The organism is Methylophilus sp. DW102, assembly GCF_037076555.1.
GTDB classification, from domain to species: Bacteria; Pseudomonadota; Gammaproteobacteria; order Burkholderiales; family Methylophilaceae; genus Methylophilus; species Methylophilus glucosoxydans.
The window spans coordinates 1,746,867-1,762,359 of the sequence record NZ_AP029023.1 but is presented as its reverse complement, the minus strand read 5'-3'; the positions used below and the strand labels follow the sequence as shown (position 1 = coordinate 1,762,359).

General features: G+C 52.3%; 17 protein-coding genes. 15 read left to right on the top strand and 2 right to left on the bottom strand.

What is annotated here, in order from left to right; all coding sequences use genetic code 11:
* Nucleotides 1–16: 16 nt before the first annotated feature.
* Nucleotides 17–850 carry an outer membrane protein assembly factor BamD gene (locus AACH41_RS08085; RefSeq protein ID WP_338654338.1) on the bottom strand — a complete coding sequence of 278 codons (834 nt, stop codon included), beginning with the start codon at nucleotides 848–850 and terminating at the stop codon, nucleotides 17–19.
* Between the two features lie 46 nt (nucleotides 851–896).
* Between AACH41_RS08085 and rluD the strand changes: the two genes are divergently transcribed.
* The 6 genes from rluD to rimO all read left to right on the top strand — a co-directional run bounded on the left by rluD (nucleotide 897) and on the right by rimO (nucleotide 6,378).
* Nucleotides 897–2,027, top strand: coding sequence for a 23S rRNA pseudouridine(1911/1915/1917) synthase RluD (gene rluD, locus AACH41_RS08080; RefSeq protein ID WP_275355438.1), 1,131 nt, complete (start codon nucleotides 897–899; stop codon nucleotides 2,025–2,027).
* Nucleotides 2,027–2,755: a peptidoglycan editing factor PgeF gene (gene pgeF / locus AACH41_RS08075; protein WP_338654335.1), complete on the top strand. Its 729-nt coding sequence runs from the start codon at nucleotides 2,027–2,029 to the stop codon at nucleotides 2,753–2,755. The genes rluD and pgeF overlap by 1 nt, the downstream gene beginning before the upstream one ends.
* Nucleotides 2,756–2,913: 158 nt before the next feature.
* Complete coding sequence (locus tag AACH41_RS08070) at nucleotides 2,914–3,579, top strand: HAD hydrolase-like protein (RefSeq protein ID WP_338654333.1); 666 nt, start codon at nucleotides 2,914–2,916, stop codon at nucleotides 3,577–3,579.
* On the top strand, nucleotides 3,576–4,004 hold the full coding sequence (locus AACH41_RS08065; RefSeq protein WP_338654331.1) for a hypothetical protein: 429 nt from the start codon (nucleotides 3,576–3,578) through the stop codon (nucleotides 4,002–4,004). Before AACH41_RS08070 ends, AACH41_RS08065 begins: the two co-directional genes overlap by 4 nt.
* 97 nt (nucleotides 4,005–4,101) lie before the next feature.
* The gene (locus AACH41_RS08060; protein ID WP_313987783.1) at nucleotides 4,102–5,031 is read left to right on the top strand and encodes a ZIP family metal transporter; all 930 of its coding nucleotides are present in this window, start codon (nucleotides 4,102–4,104) and stop codon (nucleotides 5,029–5,031) included.
* Nucleotides 5,032–5,043: 12 nt separating this feature from the next.
* A complete protein-coding gene (rimO, locus tag AACH41_RS08055; RefSeq protein ID WP_338654329.1) occupies nucleotides 5,044–6,378 on the top strand; it encodes a 30S ribosomal protein S12 methylthiotransferase RimO in 1,335 nt (444 codons plus the stop codon).
* A gap of 144 nt (nucleotides 6,379–6,522) precedes the next feature.
* Here rimO and AACH41_RS08050 read toward each other — a convergent pair whose 3' ends face one another.
* Nucleotides 6,523–6,864: a hypothetical protein gene (locus tag AACH41_RS08050; RefSeq protein ID WP_338654327.1), complete on the bottom strand. Its 342-nt coding sequence runs from the start codon at nucleotides 6,862–6,864 to the stop codon at nucleotides 6,523–6,525.
* A gap of 135 nt (nucleotides 6,865–6,999) precedes the next feature.
* On the opposite strand from AACH41_RS08050, the gene gltX reads away from it, so the two are divergent.
* The 9 genes from gltX (at nucleotide 7,000) to AACH41_RS08005 (ending at nucleotide 15,489) form a co-directional block, all read left to right on the top strand.
* Nucleotides 7,000–8,403 (top strand): glutamate--tRNA ligase, encoded by a 1,404-nt coding sequence (gene gltX, locus AACH41_RS08045; protein WP_338654325.1) that lies wholly within the window; start codon nucleotides 7,000–7,002, stop codon nucleotides 8,401–8,403.
* Between the two features lie 110 nt (nucleotides 8,404–8,513).
* Complete coding sequence (gene hfq, locus AACH41_RS08040) at nucleotides 8,514–8,756, top strand: RNA chaperone Hfq (protein WP_194747747.1); 243 nt, start codon at nucleotides 8,514–8,516, stop codon at nucleotides 8,754–8,756.
* A 3-nt stretch (nucleotides 8,757–8,759) separates the two neighbouring features.
* Nucleotides 8,760–9,887: a GTPase HflX gene (gene hflX, locus AACH41_RS08035; RefSeq protein ID WP_338654323.1), complete on the top strand. Its 1,128-nt coding sequence runs from the start codon at nucleotides 8,760–8,762 to the stop codon at nucleotides 9,885–9,887.
* A 27-nt stretch (nucleotides 9,888–9,914) separates the two neighbouring features.
* The gene (gene hflK, locus AACH41_RS08030; protein ID WP_194747743.1) at nucleotides 9,915–11,108 is read left to right on the top strand and encodes an FtsH protease activity modulator HflK; all 1,194 of its coding nucleotides are present in this window, start codon (nucleotides 9,915–9,917) and stop codon (nucleotides 11,106–11,108) included.
* Between the two features lie 24 nt (nucleotides 11,109–11,132).
* Nucleotides 11,133–12,002, top strand: a complete 870-nt coding sequence (hflC, locus tag AACH41_RS08025) for a protease modulator HflC (protein ID WP_194748434.1) — start codon at nucleotides 11,133–11,135, stop codon at nucleotides 12,000–12,002.
* 10 nt (nucleotides 12,003–12,012) lie between these two features.
* Complete coding sequence (locus AACH41_RS08020) at nucleotides 12,013–12,195, top strand: DUF2065 domain-containing protein (protein WP_338654322.1); 183 nt, start codon at nucleotides 12,013–12,015, stop codon at nucleotides 12,193–12,195.
* Nucleotides 12,196–12,356: 161 nt separating this feature from the next.
* The gene (locus AACH41_RS08015) at nucleotides 12,357–13,511 is read left to right on the top strand and encodes an ATP phosphoribosyltransferase regulatory subunit (protein WP_338654320.1); all 1,155 of its coding nucleotides are present in this window, start codon (nucleotides 12,357–12,359) and stop codon (nucleotides 13,509–13,511) included.
* 43 nt (nucleotides 13,512–13,554) lie between these two features.
* The gene (locus AACH41_RS08010) at nucleotides 13,555–14,889 is read left to right on the top strand and encodes an adenylosuccinate synthase (RefSeq protein ID WP_194747738.1); all 1,335 of its coding nucleotides are present in this window, start codon (nucleotides 13,555–13,557) and stop codon (nucleotides 14,887–14,889) included.
* A 15-nt stretch (nucleotides 14,890–14,904) separates the two neighbouring features.
* The gene (locus AACH41_RS08005; RefSeq protein ID WP_338654317.1) at nucleotides 14,905–15,489 is read left to right on the top strand and encodes a flavoprotein; all 585 of its coding nucleotides are present in this window, start codon (nucleotides 14,905–14,907) and stop codon (nucleotides 15,487–15,489) included.
* Nucleotides 15,490–15,493 lie beyond the last annotated feature (4 nt).

Below are 15,493 nucleotides of genomic sequence, written 5' to 3'. Positions count from 1 at the left end.
ATGGGATGGAAGGCGCTTAATACAAGCTTTCCCAGAATTTCCACCAGACTTTTTCCTCTTCCTGAACCTTACCGGCAATCATAGGATTATCAGGATAGTTGGTTTTTAAAACACGCAGCGCTTCATTTTTCAGGTCTGTCATGTCCATGGCATCGTAAGCACTGATCTCCATGACCAGCGCATCTTCGATGGCGCTGGAATTGGGATAGGTCTCAAGCACATAGCGAGCACGGTTGAGTGCGGCGACGTAGGCTTTGCGTTGCATGTAATAACGCGCGACATGCATTTCGTGCAGTGCCAGTGTATTGACCAGGTAAATCATGCGCTGGGTGGCGTCGTTTTTATAGCGGCTGGTAGGGAAGCGCTCAACCAGTTCTTTAAAGGCGTTAAACGAAATACGCAGAGTTTTGGGATCGCGGTCGTTAATTTCTTGCTTGGTATATTTTTCAATCACACCGCGCTCGTTAAAGGTGGCCAGACCCTTGAGATAGTAGGCGTAATCGAGGTTGGGGTGATTAGGGTGGAGCTTGATAAAGCGGTCTATCGCAGACAGGCAAAGAATCGGTTCTGATTTTTTGTAGTAGGCATAAGCAACTTCGAGTTGGGACTGTGTCGCATACGCACCATGCGGATAACGTGCCTCCAGCTTCTGGAAGTACTCAATCGCCTTGTCATAGTTACGGTCAACCATTTTTTCCTGGCCCGTGGCATAAAGGCGTTGTTCGCTCCAGCCTTTGGTTTCGTCAGGGGGATTCGGATTGCCGAAAATGGCACAGGCACTCAAGGCCAGCGCGCCAATCAAAATAAAAGCACGCGTGAACAGGGTGTTAAGCGGTAAAATGCGAAGCATGTTGATTTATGTTGTTTTATCAAGGGAACTCAAAGCATTATAACTGATGCTGTTTGAAAATATGAAAGAAAGCACCTCCTTACAGCTGGTCGTCCCCAGCAACCTTGGCGGGCAGCGCCTGGACCTGGCCTTGCAGCAGATGTTGCCAGACCATTCTCGCAGCCGCCTGCAGGCCTGGATAAAAGAAGGTCTGGTCTTGCTCGATGGTAAGGCGCCCACGGCCAAAACCAAGGTGTGGGGGGGCGAGCGACTGGTGGTGACTCCCCCTAAAAATGCGCAGGACAATGCGTTTGAGCCAGAAGACATTGCACTGGATGTTGTATACGAAGACGATGCACTGATCATTATTAACAAGCCTGCTGGTCTGGTAGTGCATCCGGCGGCCGGCAACTGGAGCGGCACCTTGCTCAATGCCTTGCTGTTTCACTGGCCAGCGCTCAAAGAGGTGCCACGTGCCGGTATTGTGCATCGGCTGGACAAGGATACCAGCGGTTTGCTGGTGGTTGCGAAAACGCTGGAAGCACAGACCAGCCTGGTGCGTCAATTGCAGGCGCGCACGGTTAAACGTGAGTACCGGGCCATCGTCTGGGGCCAGTTGTGGCGTAATGGTAAGGTGGATCAGCCGATAGGGCGCCATCCGCACCACAGAACCAAAATGGCGGTGGTGCGACGAGGTAAACCCGCCATCACGCACTACGAGATCCTTGAGCGGTTTGGTACCAATACCTATTTGCGCTGCAATCTCGAAACCGGCCGTACCCACCAGATCCGCGTGCATTTGCAGCATCTGAAAGCGCCTATGGTCGGTGATCCGCTGTATGGCATAGGCAATATTATTCCGCACAAGATGATGACGCCGGAATTGCGTGAGGTCATCGGCAATTTCAAGCGTCAGGCCTTGCATGCGATCAAGCTCGGCTTGATTCACCCGGTGACGAATGCGCCCATGGAATGGCAGATTGAGCTTGCTGATGACATGCGTGAACTGCTGGACGCTATGCGCACGACCGACTTGCCCGATGAGCCGCTGGCGCCTGTCGATTTCAATGTGGATGAAAACGGCTTGTTCATTGGTGAAGATGACGAAGACTGGGGCGATGAAGATTTTGACGAAGATCTCGATGCTGAGCTGGATGAGGATGCCTGGGATGAAGAAGGCGAAGAGGACGAGGCATAATGGCTGATTTGCCTGTTATTTTGCCTGATTGGCCCGCGCCTGCTTGCGTGAAGGCCTTGCAAACCACGCGTCTTGGCGGTGTTAGTCAGGGCAGCTATGCCAGCCTGAACCTGGGGGATCATGTTAAGGACTTGCCTCAGCATGTGGCGGCCAACAGACAATTACTGAGTCCCTATTTGCCGAGTGAGCCGGTGTGGCTTAACCAGGTGCATGGAGTGCGCGTAATTGATGCGGCGTTATCTTCATGTCTGGAAAGTGCGGATGCCAGTTTTAGCACCCGCAAACAGGTGGTCTGCGTCACCATGACCGCCGATTGCCTGCCAGTATTACTCTGTGATCAGGCGGGGAGTGTGGTGGCGGCTGTGCATGCTGGCTGGCGCAGTTTGTGTGACGGGGTGATAGAAGCGACGGTAAAAGCCATGCCGGTTGAGCCCGCCAGGCTCATGGCCTGGTTAGGTCCGGCCATTGGCCCGCAAGCGTTTGAAGTGGGGAGTGAAGTGCGCGCGCAATTTATGGCGCAAGATGCGCAGGCAGAACATGCATTTCAGGCGCATGGCGAAAAATGGCTGGGAGACTTGTATTCGATTGCGCGTCAACGGCTTTCCAGGCTGGGGGTGACACAGGTCTATGGTGGTGGACGCTGTACTTATCGTGAAGCAGAGACGTTTTTCAGCTTTAGGCGTGATGGCGATACCGGGCGTATGGCCAGCTTAATTTGGCTGGAGTAGTGTATTTCGCCATAGTGGATACAGCGTCAGGCACGAACGTATTGGATCCTCACGAGGATTGATACGCTGGATTATGTGAATATTGCGCTATTGCAAGCTGGTTGATAGAGATTGATCTCTGAGTGCTCTGTGGCTCAACCCAATATATTATTTAAATAATGAAAAAACATCTGATTTTTGACCTCGATGGCACGCTCATCGATTCCGCACCCAGTATTCTGCATTGTTTTGAGTTGGCTTTCCGCTCGACCAATACACCACTCAGGATGGCGTTGGGCAATGAGGTGATTGGCCCGCCGCTCATGGAGACGCTTAAACGGCTGTCTGGCAGCGAGGATGCGGCTGTGTTGAATACTTTGGCCGCAGCTTTCAAGCAGCATTATGACAGCACGGGTTATCAGCAGTCTGTGGTGTTTGATGGTGTTCCGGCCATGCTGCAGCAACTCAAGGCAGAGGGCTATACGCTGTATATTGCGACCAATAAACGCTTTGATCCGACTGAAAAAATCATGGTCTATCTGGGCTGGCAGGACTTTTTTGCGGGCGTCTATGCACTGGATTATTTCAGCCCGGCATTGAAGTCTAAAGCGCAGATGATAGGGCGCGTGGTCGCCGAGCATGATTTAAAAATCCAGGATTGCCTGTATATCGGCGACCGTCTTGAAGATGGCCAGTCGGCCGAGGCCAACCTGATGGACTTCGTGCTGGTGACCTGGGGCTATGCCGGCGATGTGGCCTTGCGTCAACCGCATTGGCAGTGCTGCGACGCTGTGCCTGACTTGCCTGCCCTGGTGGCCGGGCTATGCGTGGATAGTGCCTTATGATGAAAAGATTGCGCGGCAGACGGCACCCGGCAAATACACCGGGGGAGGTGAGCGCTACGCGTAGTACATTGCGCGCCTGGCCACAAATGGTATTGTTCGCGGTGGCTTTGCTTTGCTTGTTTTTACTGGGGCAGCATTTCCATTGGGATACGCGGGTACTGGCGGCGGTCACACTGTTGTTCGGCCTGTTGTCGGGGTTGCTGGTGTGGCTGGTCGGCGTGATCGGCCTGGTGCCATTGATTGGCCCCATCATTGTCAAGGTGCTCAGCTTTGGCTTTATCTGGCTGCTCAATGCCGTAGGTTACCTGATGTCTTACATTGCCATTCGTCGTGGTTACTCACGGGATGTGTTGACCTATCGCGGATTGACCATGGCCTTGCTGATCGGCATTGTGATTGGCTACATCATTGCGCAGTTTATTTGAGCCAGCTGACCTGGCATCTGCACGCGTTAACTAATTGTTTATGCTTTGTTTTTTTGATAACTCACGTATAATGCGCGGCTTCCTTTAATCACTCGGCATGTTTGCTTTGACCCCTTTGTTGACTGATATTTCGCCTTTTACCGGCATGATGCTGGCCTGTTTGCTAGGGGGCGTGCTCAGTGTGTGTGTCGCAGCCCTGTTTGCGCTCAATGCTCAAAAGCATTGGGTGCCTTTGCTGGTGAGTTATGCGATTGGCGCCTTGCTGGCCGCGGTGTTTCTTGAGATTTTGCCGCACGCGATTGAAAGCAGCCCCAATATCGAGGCGATGACCGGTACCATGCTGTTTGGTGTGCTACTGTTTTTTACGCTGGAAAAACTGGTGCTGTGGCGGCATTGTCATGGCGAGCACTGTGAAATACATGCCATGCATGACGAGGCCCATTGCCCCGAGTTACATCCAGGCCAGCCTGTTACCAAAAAGCCGCAAGGCGCAATCAAGTTCAGATTGCCCGCGGCGCAGCCTAGCCAGATGATAGGGCATCCTCATTTACATGGTCACGCGCACGGCCATGATGGTGGCCGCAGTGGTTTGATGATCATGGTAGGCGATACCTTTCACAATTTTGTTGATGGCATCCTGATCTGCGCGGCATTTATGGTGGATATGCAGGTGGGCGTAGTGACTGCACTGGCGATTATCGCTCATGAGATTCCGCAGGAAGTCGGCGACTTCCTGATTTTGTTACATTCCGGTTACAGTAAACAAAAAGCCTTTTTGTTCAATATCGGCTCCAGTCTGGCCACCGTGCTTGGCGGTATCATTGCGTATTTTGCGCTGCATGCGGTGCAGCACTGGGTGCCCTATATCTTGAGTCTTGCCGCAGCCAGCATGCTCTATGTGGCGGTGGCGGATCTGATTCCAGGCTTGCACAAGCGTACGGCATTGCGCGATACCATGAATCAGTTATTGTTAATTGTGTTGGGGGTGGCTTCAGTTGCCCTGACCAAATGGTTGGTAGAAGGTTAAGAGGGAAGCATCATGCAAAGTTCACCTAAAGTTGGTTTCGTCTCATTGGGTTGCCCCAAGGCAGGCTCCGATTCCGAGCGTATCCTGACCCAGTTGCGGGCCGAAGGCTATGAAATCAGCAACAGTTACGAGCAGTCTGACCTGGTGGTGGTGAATACCTGTGGTTTTATTGACTCTGCGGTGCAAGAGTCGCTGGATGCGATTGGCGAGGCGCTCAACAAAAACGGCAAGGTGATTGTGACAGGTTGCCTGGGTGCGAAAAAAGACGTGGTTACGGACGCACACCCCAGCGTGTTGGCCGTGACTGGCCCGCATGCCCTGGAAGAGGTGATGGGGCATGTACATACACACCTGCCCAAACCGCACGATCCCTACACCGACCTGGTGCCGCCGCAAGGCATCCGTCTCACGCCCAAGCACTATGCTTACCTTAAAATTTCAGAAGGTTGTAACCACCGTTGCAGCTTCTGCATTATCCCCAGCATGCGCGGCGATTTGGTCAGCCGTCCGATTGGTGACGTGCTCAATGAGGCTGAGAGCTTGGTGAATGCTGGTGTCTCCGAAATTTTGGTCATTTCGCAGGATACCTCTGCCTATGGCGTGGACATGAAATTCCGCAAAGGCTTCTGGAACGGCAGGCCAGTTAGAACGCACATGACCGAACTCAGTAAAGCCTTGGGCGAGCTGGGCGTTTGGGTGCGCTTGCACTATGTGTATCCCTATCCACATGTTGATGACGTGATCCCATTGATGGCCGAAGGGGCGATTTTGCCGTACCTGGATGTGCCGTTCCAACATGCCAGCCCGGCGGTGCTCAAAGCCATGAAGCGTCCGGCCAGCAGTGAAAACAACCTGGCCCGGATCAAGGCCTGGCGTGAGATTTGCCCGGAAATCGCTATCCGAAGCACCTTTATTGTCGGCTTCCCCGGCGAGACTGAAGATGACTTTAAAATGCTGCTCGACTTTATGGAAGAAGCGCAGCTGGACCGCGTCGGCTGCTTTGCCTATTCGGCCGTGGATGGGGCTACGGCCAACCATTTGCCTAATCCGGTGGCTGAAGAAATCAAACAGGAGCGCCTGAGCCGCTTTATGGAAGTGCAAGAGCGCATCAGTGCCGCCAAGGTGGCGGCTAAAATCGGCAGCCTGCAAACCGTGCTAGTGGATGAACTCACTGAAGATGACGATGGAAACATCATCGGTATTGCCCGTACCAAGGCAGATGCGCCCGAAATTGATGGCATTGTTTATCTGCAAGATGCAGATGGCTTGAACCCGGGTGATTTTGTGGATGTACAGATTATCGATGCGCAAGGCCATGATTTGATCGGGGCGCCACCGGAGTTTTAGGGCTGCTGGGCCAAGGCGTTGATTCAGGCCCGCTTAAATCAGGCAGGTTTTTAAGCAGATCGCTGTCGTAGTGTTCAATCAGTGTTGAGATAAAAGGTTGACGCGTTTCAGCTTGGGCAGGCAACGGCCTTGCCTAGCGTCTTTTTAAATGGCGAGCTGTGGCCGTTCGCTATCCGCGCGTTCAGCAAAAATATCGGTGGTAAACGGACAGCGTGTGAGCTTGGTGGCTGCATTTTTTTTACGTTTGTTGGCTTGTTGCAAGTTGACGTAGGGTGTTTGACTCAGGCGGATGTAGCCGGATTGCAGTAGCTTGCTTGCTGTGGTCTCAAACTGACTGAGCGGATTGTCCATATTTTGCAAGGTGATGCCCTGTTTGTGAACAGCCAGCACGTGATACAAGACGGCAATGTGGCCATCGGCGTCTGGCTTGCCATAGAGCTCGCCTACATGAATTTCCAAGTTTGTATCTAATTGCGCAGTTTGCATACGCGCATCTTAGCGTGATTTTAAACCAGCTTCAATGCGTCCTCTGCGCCCACGGCTTCAATCTTAACCAGACTAAACACGGTGTTGACAGGCGGCATGTTAAAATGCACGCCTGTTTTAATTTCAAGAGTCATCATGCAAGCTGTTAAAACCCGTTTTGCCCCCAGTCCTACCGGTTATCTGCATATTGGCGGTGCACGTACCGCCTTGTTCTCATGGGCGTATGCCAAGCGCCATGGCGGCAAGTTTATTTTGCGTATTGAAGATACGGATGTTGCACGCTCCACGCCGGAAGCCGTGCAGGCCATTCTGGATGGCATGGCCTGGTTGCAACTGGATCATGACGAAGGTCCGTTTTACCAGATGCAGCGCATGGAGACTTACAAAAAAATGATCCAGCAGATGCTGGATGCTGGCCATGCTTATTATTGCTATTGCAGCAAAGAAGAGCTGGATGCCTTGCGTGAAAGCCAGATGCAGCAGGGATTGAAGCCGCGCTACGATGGCCGCTGGCGGCCTGAGCCCGGTAAAGTGTTGCCTGAGCCGCCTAAGGATGTGCCACCGGTCGTGCGTTTCAAGAACCCGACCGAAGGCGTGGTGGCCTGGGAGGATATGGTCAAGGGTCGCATTGAGATTGCCAATGCCGAGCTGGATGACCTGATTATTGCGCGGGCTGACGGTACGCCAACCTATAACTTCTGTGTGGTGGTGGACGACTGGGAAATGGGCGTCACGCAGGTGATTCGCGGTGATGACCATGTCAACAACACTCCGCGCCAGATCAATATGCTCAAGGCACTGGGTGCACAGGTGCCGCAGTATGCGCACTTGTCCATGATTTTGGGCGATGATGGTCAGAAGCTGTCCAAGCGCCATGGTGCCGTGAGCGTCATGCAATACCATGAAGACGGTTATTTGCGTGAGGCGGTACTCAACTACCTGGCGCGCCTGGGCTGGTCGCATGGCGATGATGAAGTGTTCAGCATGGCGCAGTTCTGTGAGTGGTTTGATCTGGACCATATCACGCCGTCCGCCGCACAGTTCAATACTGAAAAACTCAACTGGCTCAATGCGCATTACATTAAAACCTTGCCTTTGGAGCGGATTGCTGATGAAGTCAAACCCCGTTTGACTGCATTAGGCGTCACAGAAACACAGTCGCCAGATTTGCTGGCAGTATTGAATTTATACCGTGAGCGTGCCAATAACCTCAATCAACTGGCCAGGGAAATTGCCTTCTTCTACCAGATGCCTGAGATCAATGTGGCGGATAAAACCAAACATGTGTTGCCGGAAACCGCCGGCTATATCGAACTTTTTTTAGAAAAAACTCAAGATTCTGACTGGACTGCCGATATGCTTCACGATGCGCTAAATCAGGTGGTCACTGAGCAGCAGATCAAGTTCCCCAAGCTGGCGATGCCTTTGCGGGTAGCTTTGATTGGCATAGCACAGTCGCCCAGCATTGATCAGGTGATGTCAATTCTGGGTAAAGAGGCATGTCTGCAGCGCATCCGCGCTTTATTTTCAAAAAAGTAAAGCGCGGGGATTGAAAAAGGAACAAATTAGTACAATCATAGTCACTATGAGGGATTGGTGTTCAAGATAATAAAACTCCAATACGATTAAAACAAACAAGGAGCAATTCCATGAATAATAAAGGCCAAATGCTGCAAGATCCGTTTTTGAATGCACTCAGAAAAGAGCACGTTCAAGTGTCCATTTACCTGGTAAACGGCATTAAATTGCAAGGGCAGGTCGATTCTTTTGATCAATATGTCATTTTGTTAAAAAACACCGTGACACAAATGGTGTACAAGCACGCCATTTCCACCATCGTTCCTGCACGTCCAGTCAGCCTCGGATCGCACGACGCCGCTCAAGAATCTTAATGCATGTTTGATAGACCAAGCGGCGGAGATGCCGTCGTTCTGGTCAGCGTCAACTTTGGTGATGCTGACTACGCAGAAAGTTTGCAAGAACTCCGCCACCTGGCCGGGACTGCTGGCCTCAATATCTCAGCGACGCTGGAAGGCAAGCGTCATGCGCCTGACCCCAAATACTTTATCGGCTCTGGCAAGGCGGATGAGTTAAAGGCCTTGATGGCCGCCTATGACAGCAAAGTCGCTGCTTTCAATCACGACTTGAGCCCCTCGCAACAGCGCAACCTTGAAAAGTTGCTTGAAGCACGTGTGGTAGACCGCACCGGCCTGATTCTGGATATCTTTGCCCAACGTGCGCAATCGCACGAAGGTAAGCTGCAAGTCGAGCTTGCCCAACTGGAGCATTTGTCTACGCGGTTGGTGCGTGGCTGGACCCACCTTGAACGACAAAAGGGCGGGATTGGCGTGCGAGGCGGCCCTGGTGAAACCCAGCTCGAGCTGGACCGACGCATGCTGCGCGTGCGCGTCAAGCAGTTGCGTGAAAAACTGGATAAACTCAAGCAGCAACGTGGCATGCAACGCCGTGCGCGCAAACGCTCCAACCTGATGACCGTTTCTCTGGTCGGCTATACCAACGCGGGTAAATCCACCTTGTTTAATCGCCTGACACACTCGGGTGTCTATGCGGCGGATCAGCTGTTTGCCACACTGGATACCACCTCTCGTAAAATGAACCTGCCGGAAGGTTATCCGGTGGTGTTGTCAGATACGGTCGGCTTTATCAAGCATTTGCCTACGACTTTGATTGAAGCCTTTGGTGCGACGCTTGAAGAGGCCGCGCAGGCCGATTTATTACTGCATGTGGTTGATGTGGCCAGCCCGAACCGTGATGCGCAAATCGAACAAGTCAATATCGTATTGAACGAGATTGGTGCTGCCAGGGTCCCACAGATTCTGGTGCTCAACCAGATTGACCGCATGGGCATGCCGCCCGGAATCGACCGCGACGAGTATGGTAATATCCGAACTGTTCGTGTGTCAGCCAGGGATGGCATAGGCATAGAGGATTTACGCCAGGCGCTGTTAGAGCATCAGCAATACCTGAAAAAACTCAGCACCGAAGAAAGTGCTTACGTTTAAAAAGATCAAAACATACGGAGTACACGCATGAAAAAATTTCCAGGCTTTTGGAATAAAAACAATGAAGGCCCGCCCGATCTGGACGAGGTGTTCAAGGATTTGAATCAAAAGCTGAACCGGTTATTTGGCAACAATAAAGGCGGGCAGGGTGGTCCGCGTGGATCAGCACCTGCGCCACAATCCTTGCCAGTGGCCCCGATTTTAGGGTTGGTGGCGCTGATCTGGCTGGGCTCTGGCTTTTATATTGTTGATCAGGGCTCTCGCGGTGTGGTGTTACGTTTTGGCAAACATGTGGAAACCACCATGCCTGGCCCGCGCTGGCATTTGCCATTTCCGATTGAGACCGTGGAAAACGTGAACCTCGAGCAGGTGCGTACCATTGAAATGGGCTACCGTTCTTATGAAGGTGAATCTGGCCGTAGCAAAGAGCTGAAAGAGTCTTTAATGTTGACCGATGATGAAAACATTATTGATTTGCAGGTGGCAGTGCAGTACAACCTGAAGTCGGTGGAAGATTATCAGTTTAGTAACCGCTCCACCGAAGAAAGCGTGCGTGGTGTGGCAGAAACAGCCATCCGCGAAGTAGTAGGCAAGAGCAAGATGGACTTCGTGCTGTATGAAGGCCGGGATGATGTGGCTGCCAAAGCGAAAAAGCTCATGCAGGACATGCTGGACAGATATCAATCCGGCGTCAATATTGTTAACGTCACCATGCAGAATGCACAGCCCCCAGAACAGGTACAGGCGGCATTTGATGATGCAGTCAAGGCCAAGCAGGATCTGGAACGCCAGAAAAATGAAGGTCAGGCCTATGCCAATGATGTGATTCCTAAAGCACGTGGTACAGCGTCGCGGTTGGCCGAAGAGGCCGCGGGTTACAAGCTGCGGGTGGAGAACGAAGCCAAGGGTAATGCAGACCGTTTCGAGCAGATTCTGGCGCAGTACAACAAGGCGCCAGAAGTGACTCGTCAGCGTTTGTATCTCGATACGCAGGAACATATTTTGGCCAATACCAGCAAAGTGCTGGTTGATCAGAAAAATGGCAACAGCATGCTGTATTTGCCACTGGATAAACTCATGAGCATGAGTGGTGCAGGCAGTAATGCCGCAGCTGGCTCTGCCGTCCCGGCGGATAAGCCAGCCATCGAGCCACCGGCTGACGCGAGTGTGCTAGACCGCTCCAGGGATGCCATGCGTAGTCGTGATCGCGAATATCGCTAGTCTGCCCCTCAAGGAAAATACATGATGAGAAATATTGGAAGTTTGTTAATTGGGGTGTTTGTCTTGCTGGTCTTGGTGACATCATCAGCATATACGGTCGATCAGCGTGAATATGCGCTGGTCTTCCGTCTGGGCGAAATTGTCTCGGTGAAAAAAGACCCTGGTCTTTATTTCAAGATGCCTATGGTGGAGAACATCCGCTATTACGACAAACGTATTCTGACGCTGAACTGGGAAGAGCCAGACCGCTTTATCACCAGTGAAAAGAAAAACGTACTGGTGGATTCGTTTGTGAAATGGCGCATTATCGACCCGGCCAAATACTACGTTTCTGTGCGTGGCGATGAAGTGCAGGCCGAGCGTCGTTTGTCGCAGATGGTCAATGACGGCTTGCGTGCCGAATTTGGTAAACACACCATCCACGATGTCGTCTCTGGCGAGCGTTCGCAGATCATGGAAATCCTGCGTCAACGCGCAGACAAGGAAAGCCGCCAAATGGGCATCCAGATTATGGACGTGCGCTTGCGCCGCGTAGATCTGCCGAAAGAAGTCAGCGAATCCGTGTATCAACGCATGGAGGCCGAGCGTAAATCGGTGGCCAATGAGTTGCGCTCACAAGGTGCAGCAGCGGCAGAAAAAATTCGTGCCGATGCTGACAAGCAGCGTGAAGTGATTATTGCCGAAGCCTATCGCGATGCGCAGAAAATTAAAGGCGAGGGCGATGCCAAGGCCTCAGAAGTCTATGCCCAGGCGTTTGGTAAAAATCCTGAGTTTTATGCCTTCTACCGCAGCCAGGAAGCTTACAAAAACAGCTTCAAGAGCAAGTCTGACGTGATGGTGATTGACCAAAGTTCAGACTTCTTTAAATACATGCGTAGCAGCGGTAAAAAGTAATACTTGCGCCATGAACTGGTGGTGGAGTGTGCTGGGCGGCGTGTTGCTGATTGAAGGCTTGATGCCGCTGTTATTAACCAAAGCCTGGCGCAATATTTTTGAGCGAATGCTACAACTGCGGGATGGTCAAATCCGTTTCATTGGTTTTATTTCCATGCTGTTTGGTTTGTTCATTCTCTGGTTAAATCGTTAACGGGTGAATGCCACCAAGCTGATATGGTTAAGCGTTTTAAAAAAAGCACACCTTGCGTGTGCTTTTTTGTTTGGATTTTAACGGAGTGCAAGGCTGACGCGACTTGCTGGCAGGTTGCTAAAGCCGTGCTTTCGGCAGGGGTTTGCAGGTATAATGGCGGGATGCATAATTGGTTACTCCCTGAATATATTGAAGATGTGCTGCCTGCTGAAGCAGCACGGCTTGAGTCCTACCGTCGGCAACTGCTGGATTTGTTCCGTGTCCATGGCTACCAGTATGTCATGCCGCCGATGATGGAATATGTTGAATCCCTGCTCACCGGGACCGGTCACGATCTGGATATCGCCACCTTTAAAGTGGTAGATCAGCTGACCGGGCGCTTGATGGGCTTGCGCGCTGATACGACGCCACAGGCGGCGCGCATTGATGCGCATATGCTCAATCATGCCGGTGTCTCGCGCTTGTGTTATGCCGGGACCGTTTTGAGAACCAAGCCGGATGGCCTGGCGCGCACCCGTGAGCCTTTGCAACTCGGTGCAGAATTGTATGGTCATGCCGGCATTGCCAGCGATATTGAAGTGCAGCGGCTGATGGTCAAAGCCTTGCAGTTGTTAGGCATGCAAACCTTGTTTGTGGACCTGAGTCATGCAGCGATTTTCGCCAGCCTGTCGCATACCGCGCAATTAGGCCTGCCGCAAGAACAAGCCCTGCAAGCGGCTTTGCAAGCCAAAGACATTTCATTGGTAGAGCAACTGGTGGTGAATTTGCCCGAAAAATCCAGGCAAGCTTTTATTGCCCTGGCCCAACTCAATGGTGGCATTGAGGTGTTGGATCAGGCGCGTGAAGTATTGCCTGACTCAGAAGGGATTGAACAGGCTTTGCTTGAGTTGGAGGCAGTCGCGAAAGCGCTGGGTGATCGTAATGTGACGGTGACCATTGATTTAAGTGAGTTGCGTGGATACCACTACCATAGCGGCATCGTCTTCGCGGCCTATGCCAAAGGCTATGCTGGCCCCATTGCACTGGGTGGCCGCTATGATGAGGTGGGGGCTGCCTTTGGCCGTGCACGCCCGGCGACAGGCTTTAGCCTGGATCTGCGTGGTGCTTTACTCGCCTTGGGCCCTGCGACCATGGACAAAGGGATTTTGGCGCCTGCAACGCAGGATGCTGACTTGTTAGCCCTGATAGAGACCTTACGCGCGCAAGGTCAGGTGGTGGTTGAAGCCTTGCCTGATGCGCAGGTGGATTATTCTGAATTGGCCTGTGACCGTCTGTTGCAAAAGGTGGATGGTCGCTGGCAAGTGGTGGCTGTGTAATACGCCGCCTCTTTAATTTGTATAGACAAGATATTGATTGAACATGACACAATTTAAGCAAGCAAAGAACGTCGTTGTGATTGGCACCCAATGGGGCGACGAAGGTAAAGGTAAAATTGTTGACTGGCTGACCGACCATGCGCAAGGCGTGGTGCGTTTTCAGGGTGGTCACAATGCGGGTCACACCCTGGTCGTCGGCCAAGGGGATGCGCAAAAAGTCTACAAGTTAAACCTGGTGCCTTCTGGTATTGTGCGCGATGGCGTCAATTGCTATATCGGTAATGGCGTGGTGCTGGATACCACCCATTTGCTGCATGAGATTTCCACGCTGGAACAAGGCGGGCTGGATGTTAAAAACCGTCTCAAAGTCAGTCCTGGCTGTCCATTAATTTTGTCTCATCACGTTGCGGTTGATTTGGCACGTGAAGCCAAGCGCAGCGCCGAGAAAAAAATTGGTACTACAGGCAAGGGCATTGGCCCTGCCTATGAAGACAAGGTCGCACGCCGCGCCTTGCGTGTCTATGATTTGTTCCACCCTGAGCGCTTCGCCGAAAAGCTGCGCGAAGTCATGGATTATCACAATTTTGTATTGACCAATTATCTGGGTGCTGCTGCGGTAGATTTCCAGCAGCAATACGATGCCAGCATGCAGCACGCTGTGGCGTTGAAACCGATGGTGGCTGATATTTCTGCGGCGTTATATGAAGCCAATGCCCGTGGCGAACACTTGCTGTTTGAAGGCGCACAAGGCACCTTGCTGGATGTGGACCATGGGACTTACCCCTATGTGACTTCCAGCAACTGTATCGCTGGCCAAGCCTCAGCAGGGACCGGTGTTGGTGCCAACATGCTGCATTATGTGCTTGGTATTACCAAAGCTTACACGACGCGTGTGGGTGGCGGCCCCTTCCCAAGCGAGCTGGATATTGAAACAGAAGGCGCACCAGGTTACCAGATGTCTCACAAGGGGCAAGAAATCGGTACCGTGACCAAACGTAAACGCCGCTGTGGCTGGTTTGATGCTGCCGCCTTGCGTCGCTCTGCGCGAATCAATGGCTTGACTGGCTTGTGTATCACCAAGCTGGATGTGCTGGATGGCATAGAGTCACTGGATATTTGCACGGGTTACAAGCTGGATGGCAAAGTGGTTGATATGCTGCCGGTCGGTGCGGATGACGTCGCCCGTTGCGAGCCGATTTATGAAACCGTGCCAGGCTGGAGCGAAACCACCTTCGGTGTCAAAACCTGGGATGCATTACCCAAAAATGCCCAGCATTACCTCAAGCGACTGGAAGCGGTCTGTGGCGTGCCAATTGCCATTGTCTCCACTGGCCCGGAGCGGGATGAAACCATCGTGTTGCAACATCCTTTCGCCTGAGCAAGGTGACTTGACATGCGTGCACAACGATTGGCATGGGCTATTACCGGTTCCGGCCATTATCTGCGGGAGTCATTGGCCATTCTGCAAACCTTGCAGGAGGTCGATATTTACCTGAGCCGTGCGGCGGCAGAAATTATTCAGCAATACGGTTTTCAGGCTGCTTTAGAGGCGACAGGGCATAAAGTCTATCAGGACAAGACTGCCAGCAGCGTGCCGGTGGAGCGATTTTACGAGGGGGTGTATCACACCTTGGTGATCTCGCCGGCGACTTCCAATACCATAGCCAAAATGGCGTATGGTTTTTCTGATAGCCTGGTCACCAACCTGTTTGCGCAAGCAGGTAAAACGCGGATCCAAAGCATTGTGTTTGCATGTGATACGGCGCCAGAGTTGGAGTCGGAAGCGCCCAGAGACAATGTGGTCAAAGTCTATCCACGCCAGATCGACCTGGATAATGTGGCCCAGTTAAAACGCTTTGCGGACACCACGGTCGTTGAAGACATGGCTGGTTTGCAGCATGCGATTATGGCGCGTCTGGCAGCCGTGCATGACTTGCATTTGCACCAGGGCGTACAGGTAGAGCACACTCACGACTAACACC

Coding starts and splice junctions, on each gene's coding strand:
- hflK (WP_194747743.1), top strand. CDS start 9,915: ATGAAAAAATTTCCAGGCTTTTGGAATAAAAACAATGAAGGCCCGCCC.
- AACH41_RS08060 (WP_313987783.1), top strand. CDS start 4,102: ATGTTTGCTTTGACCCCTTTGTTGACTGATATTTCGCCTTTTACCGGC.
- AACH41_RS08065 (WP_338654331.1), top strand. CDS start 3,576: ATGATGAAAAGATTGCGCGGCAGACGGCACCCGGCAAATACACCGGGG.
- rluD (WP_275355438.1), top strand. CDS start 897: ATGCTGTTTGAAAATATGAAAGAAAGCACCTCCTTACAGCTGGTCGTC.
- gltX (WP_338654325.1), top strand. CDS start 7,000: ATGCAAGCTGTTAAAACCCGTTTTGCCCCCAGTCCTACCGGTTATCTG.
- hfq (WP_194747747.1), top strand. CDS start 8,514: ATGAATAATAAAGGCCAAATGCTGCAAGATCCGTTTTTGAATGCACTC.
- AACH41_RS08050 (WP_338654327.1), bottom strand. CDS start 6,864: ATGCAAACTGCGCAATTAGATACAAACTTGGAAATTCATGTAGGCGAG.
- pgeF (WP_338654335.1), top strand. CDS start 2,027: ATGGCTGATTTGCCTGTTATTTTGCCTGATTGGCCCGCGCCTGCTTGC.
- AACH41_RS08010 (WP_194747738.1), top strand. CDS start 13,555: ATGACACAATTTAAGCAAGCAAAGAACGTCGTTGTGATTGGCACCCAA.
- AACH41_RS08085 (WP_338654338.1), bottom strand. CDS start 850: ATGCTTCGCATTTTACCGCTTAACACCCTGTTCACGCGTGCTTTTATT.
- AACH41_RS08015 (WP_338654320.1), top strand. CDS start 12,357: ATGCATAATTGGTTACTCCCTGAATATATTGAAGATGTGCTGCCTGCT.
- hflX (WP_338654323.1), top strand. CDS start 8,760: ATGTTTGATAGACCAAGCGGCGGAGATGCCGTCGTTCTGGTCAGCGTC.
- AACH41_RS08005 (WP_338654317.1), top strand. CDS start 14,905: ATGCGTGCACAACGATTGGCATGGGCTATTACCGGTTCCGGCCATTAT.
- AACH41_RS08020 (WP_338654322.1), top strand. CDS start 12,013: ATGAACTGGTGGTGGAGTGTGCTGGGCGGCGTGTTGCTGATTGAAGGC.
- AACH41_RS08070 (WP_338654333.1), top strand. CDS start 2,914: ATGAAAAAACATCTGATTTTTGACCTCGATGGCACGCTCATCGATTCC.
- hflC (WP_194748434.1), top strand. CDS start 11,133: ATGAGAAATATTGGAAGTTTGTTAATTGGGGTGTTTGTCTTGCTGGTC.
- rimO (WP_338654329.1), top strand. CDS start 5,044: ATGCAAAGTTCACCTAAAGTTGGTTTCGTCTCATTGGGTTGCCCCAAG.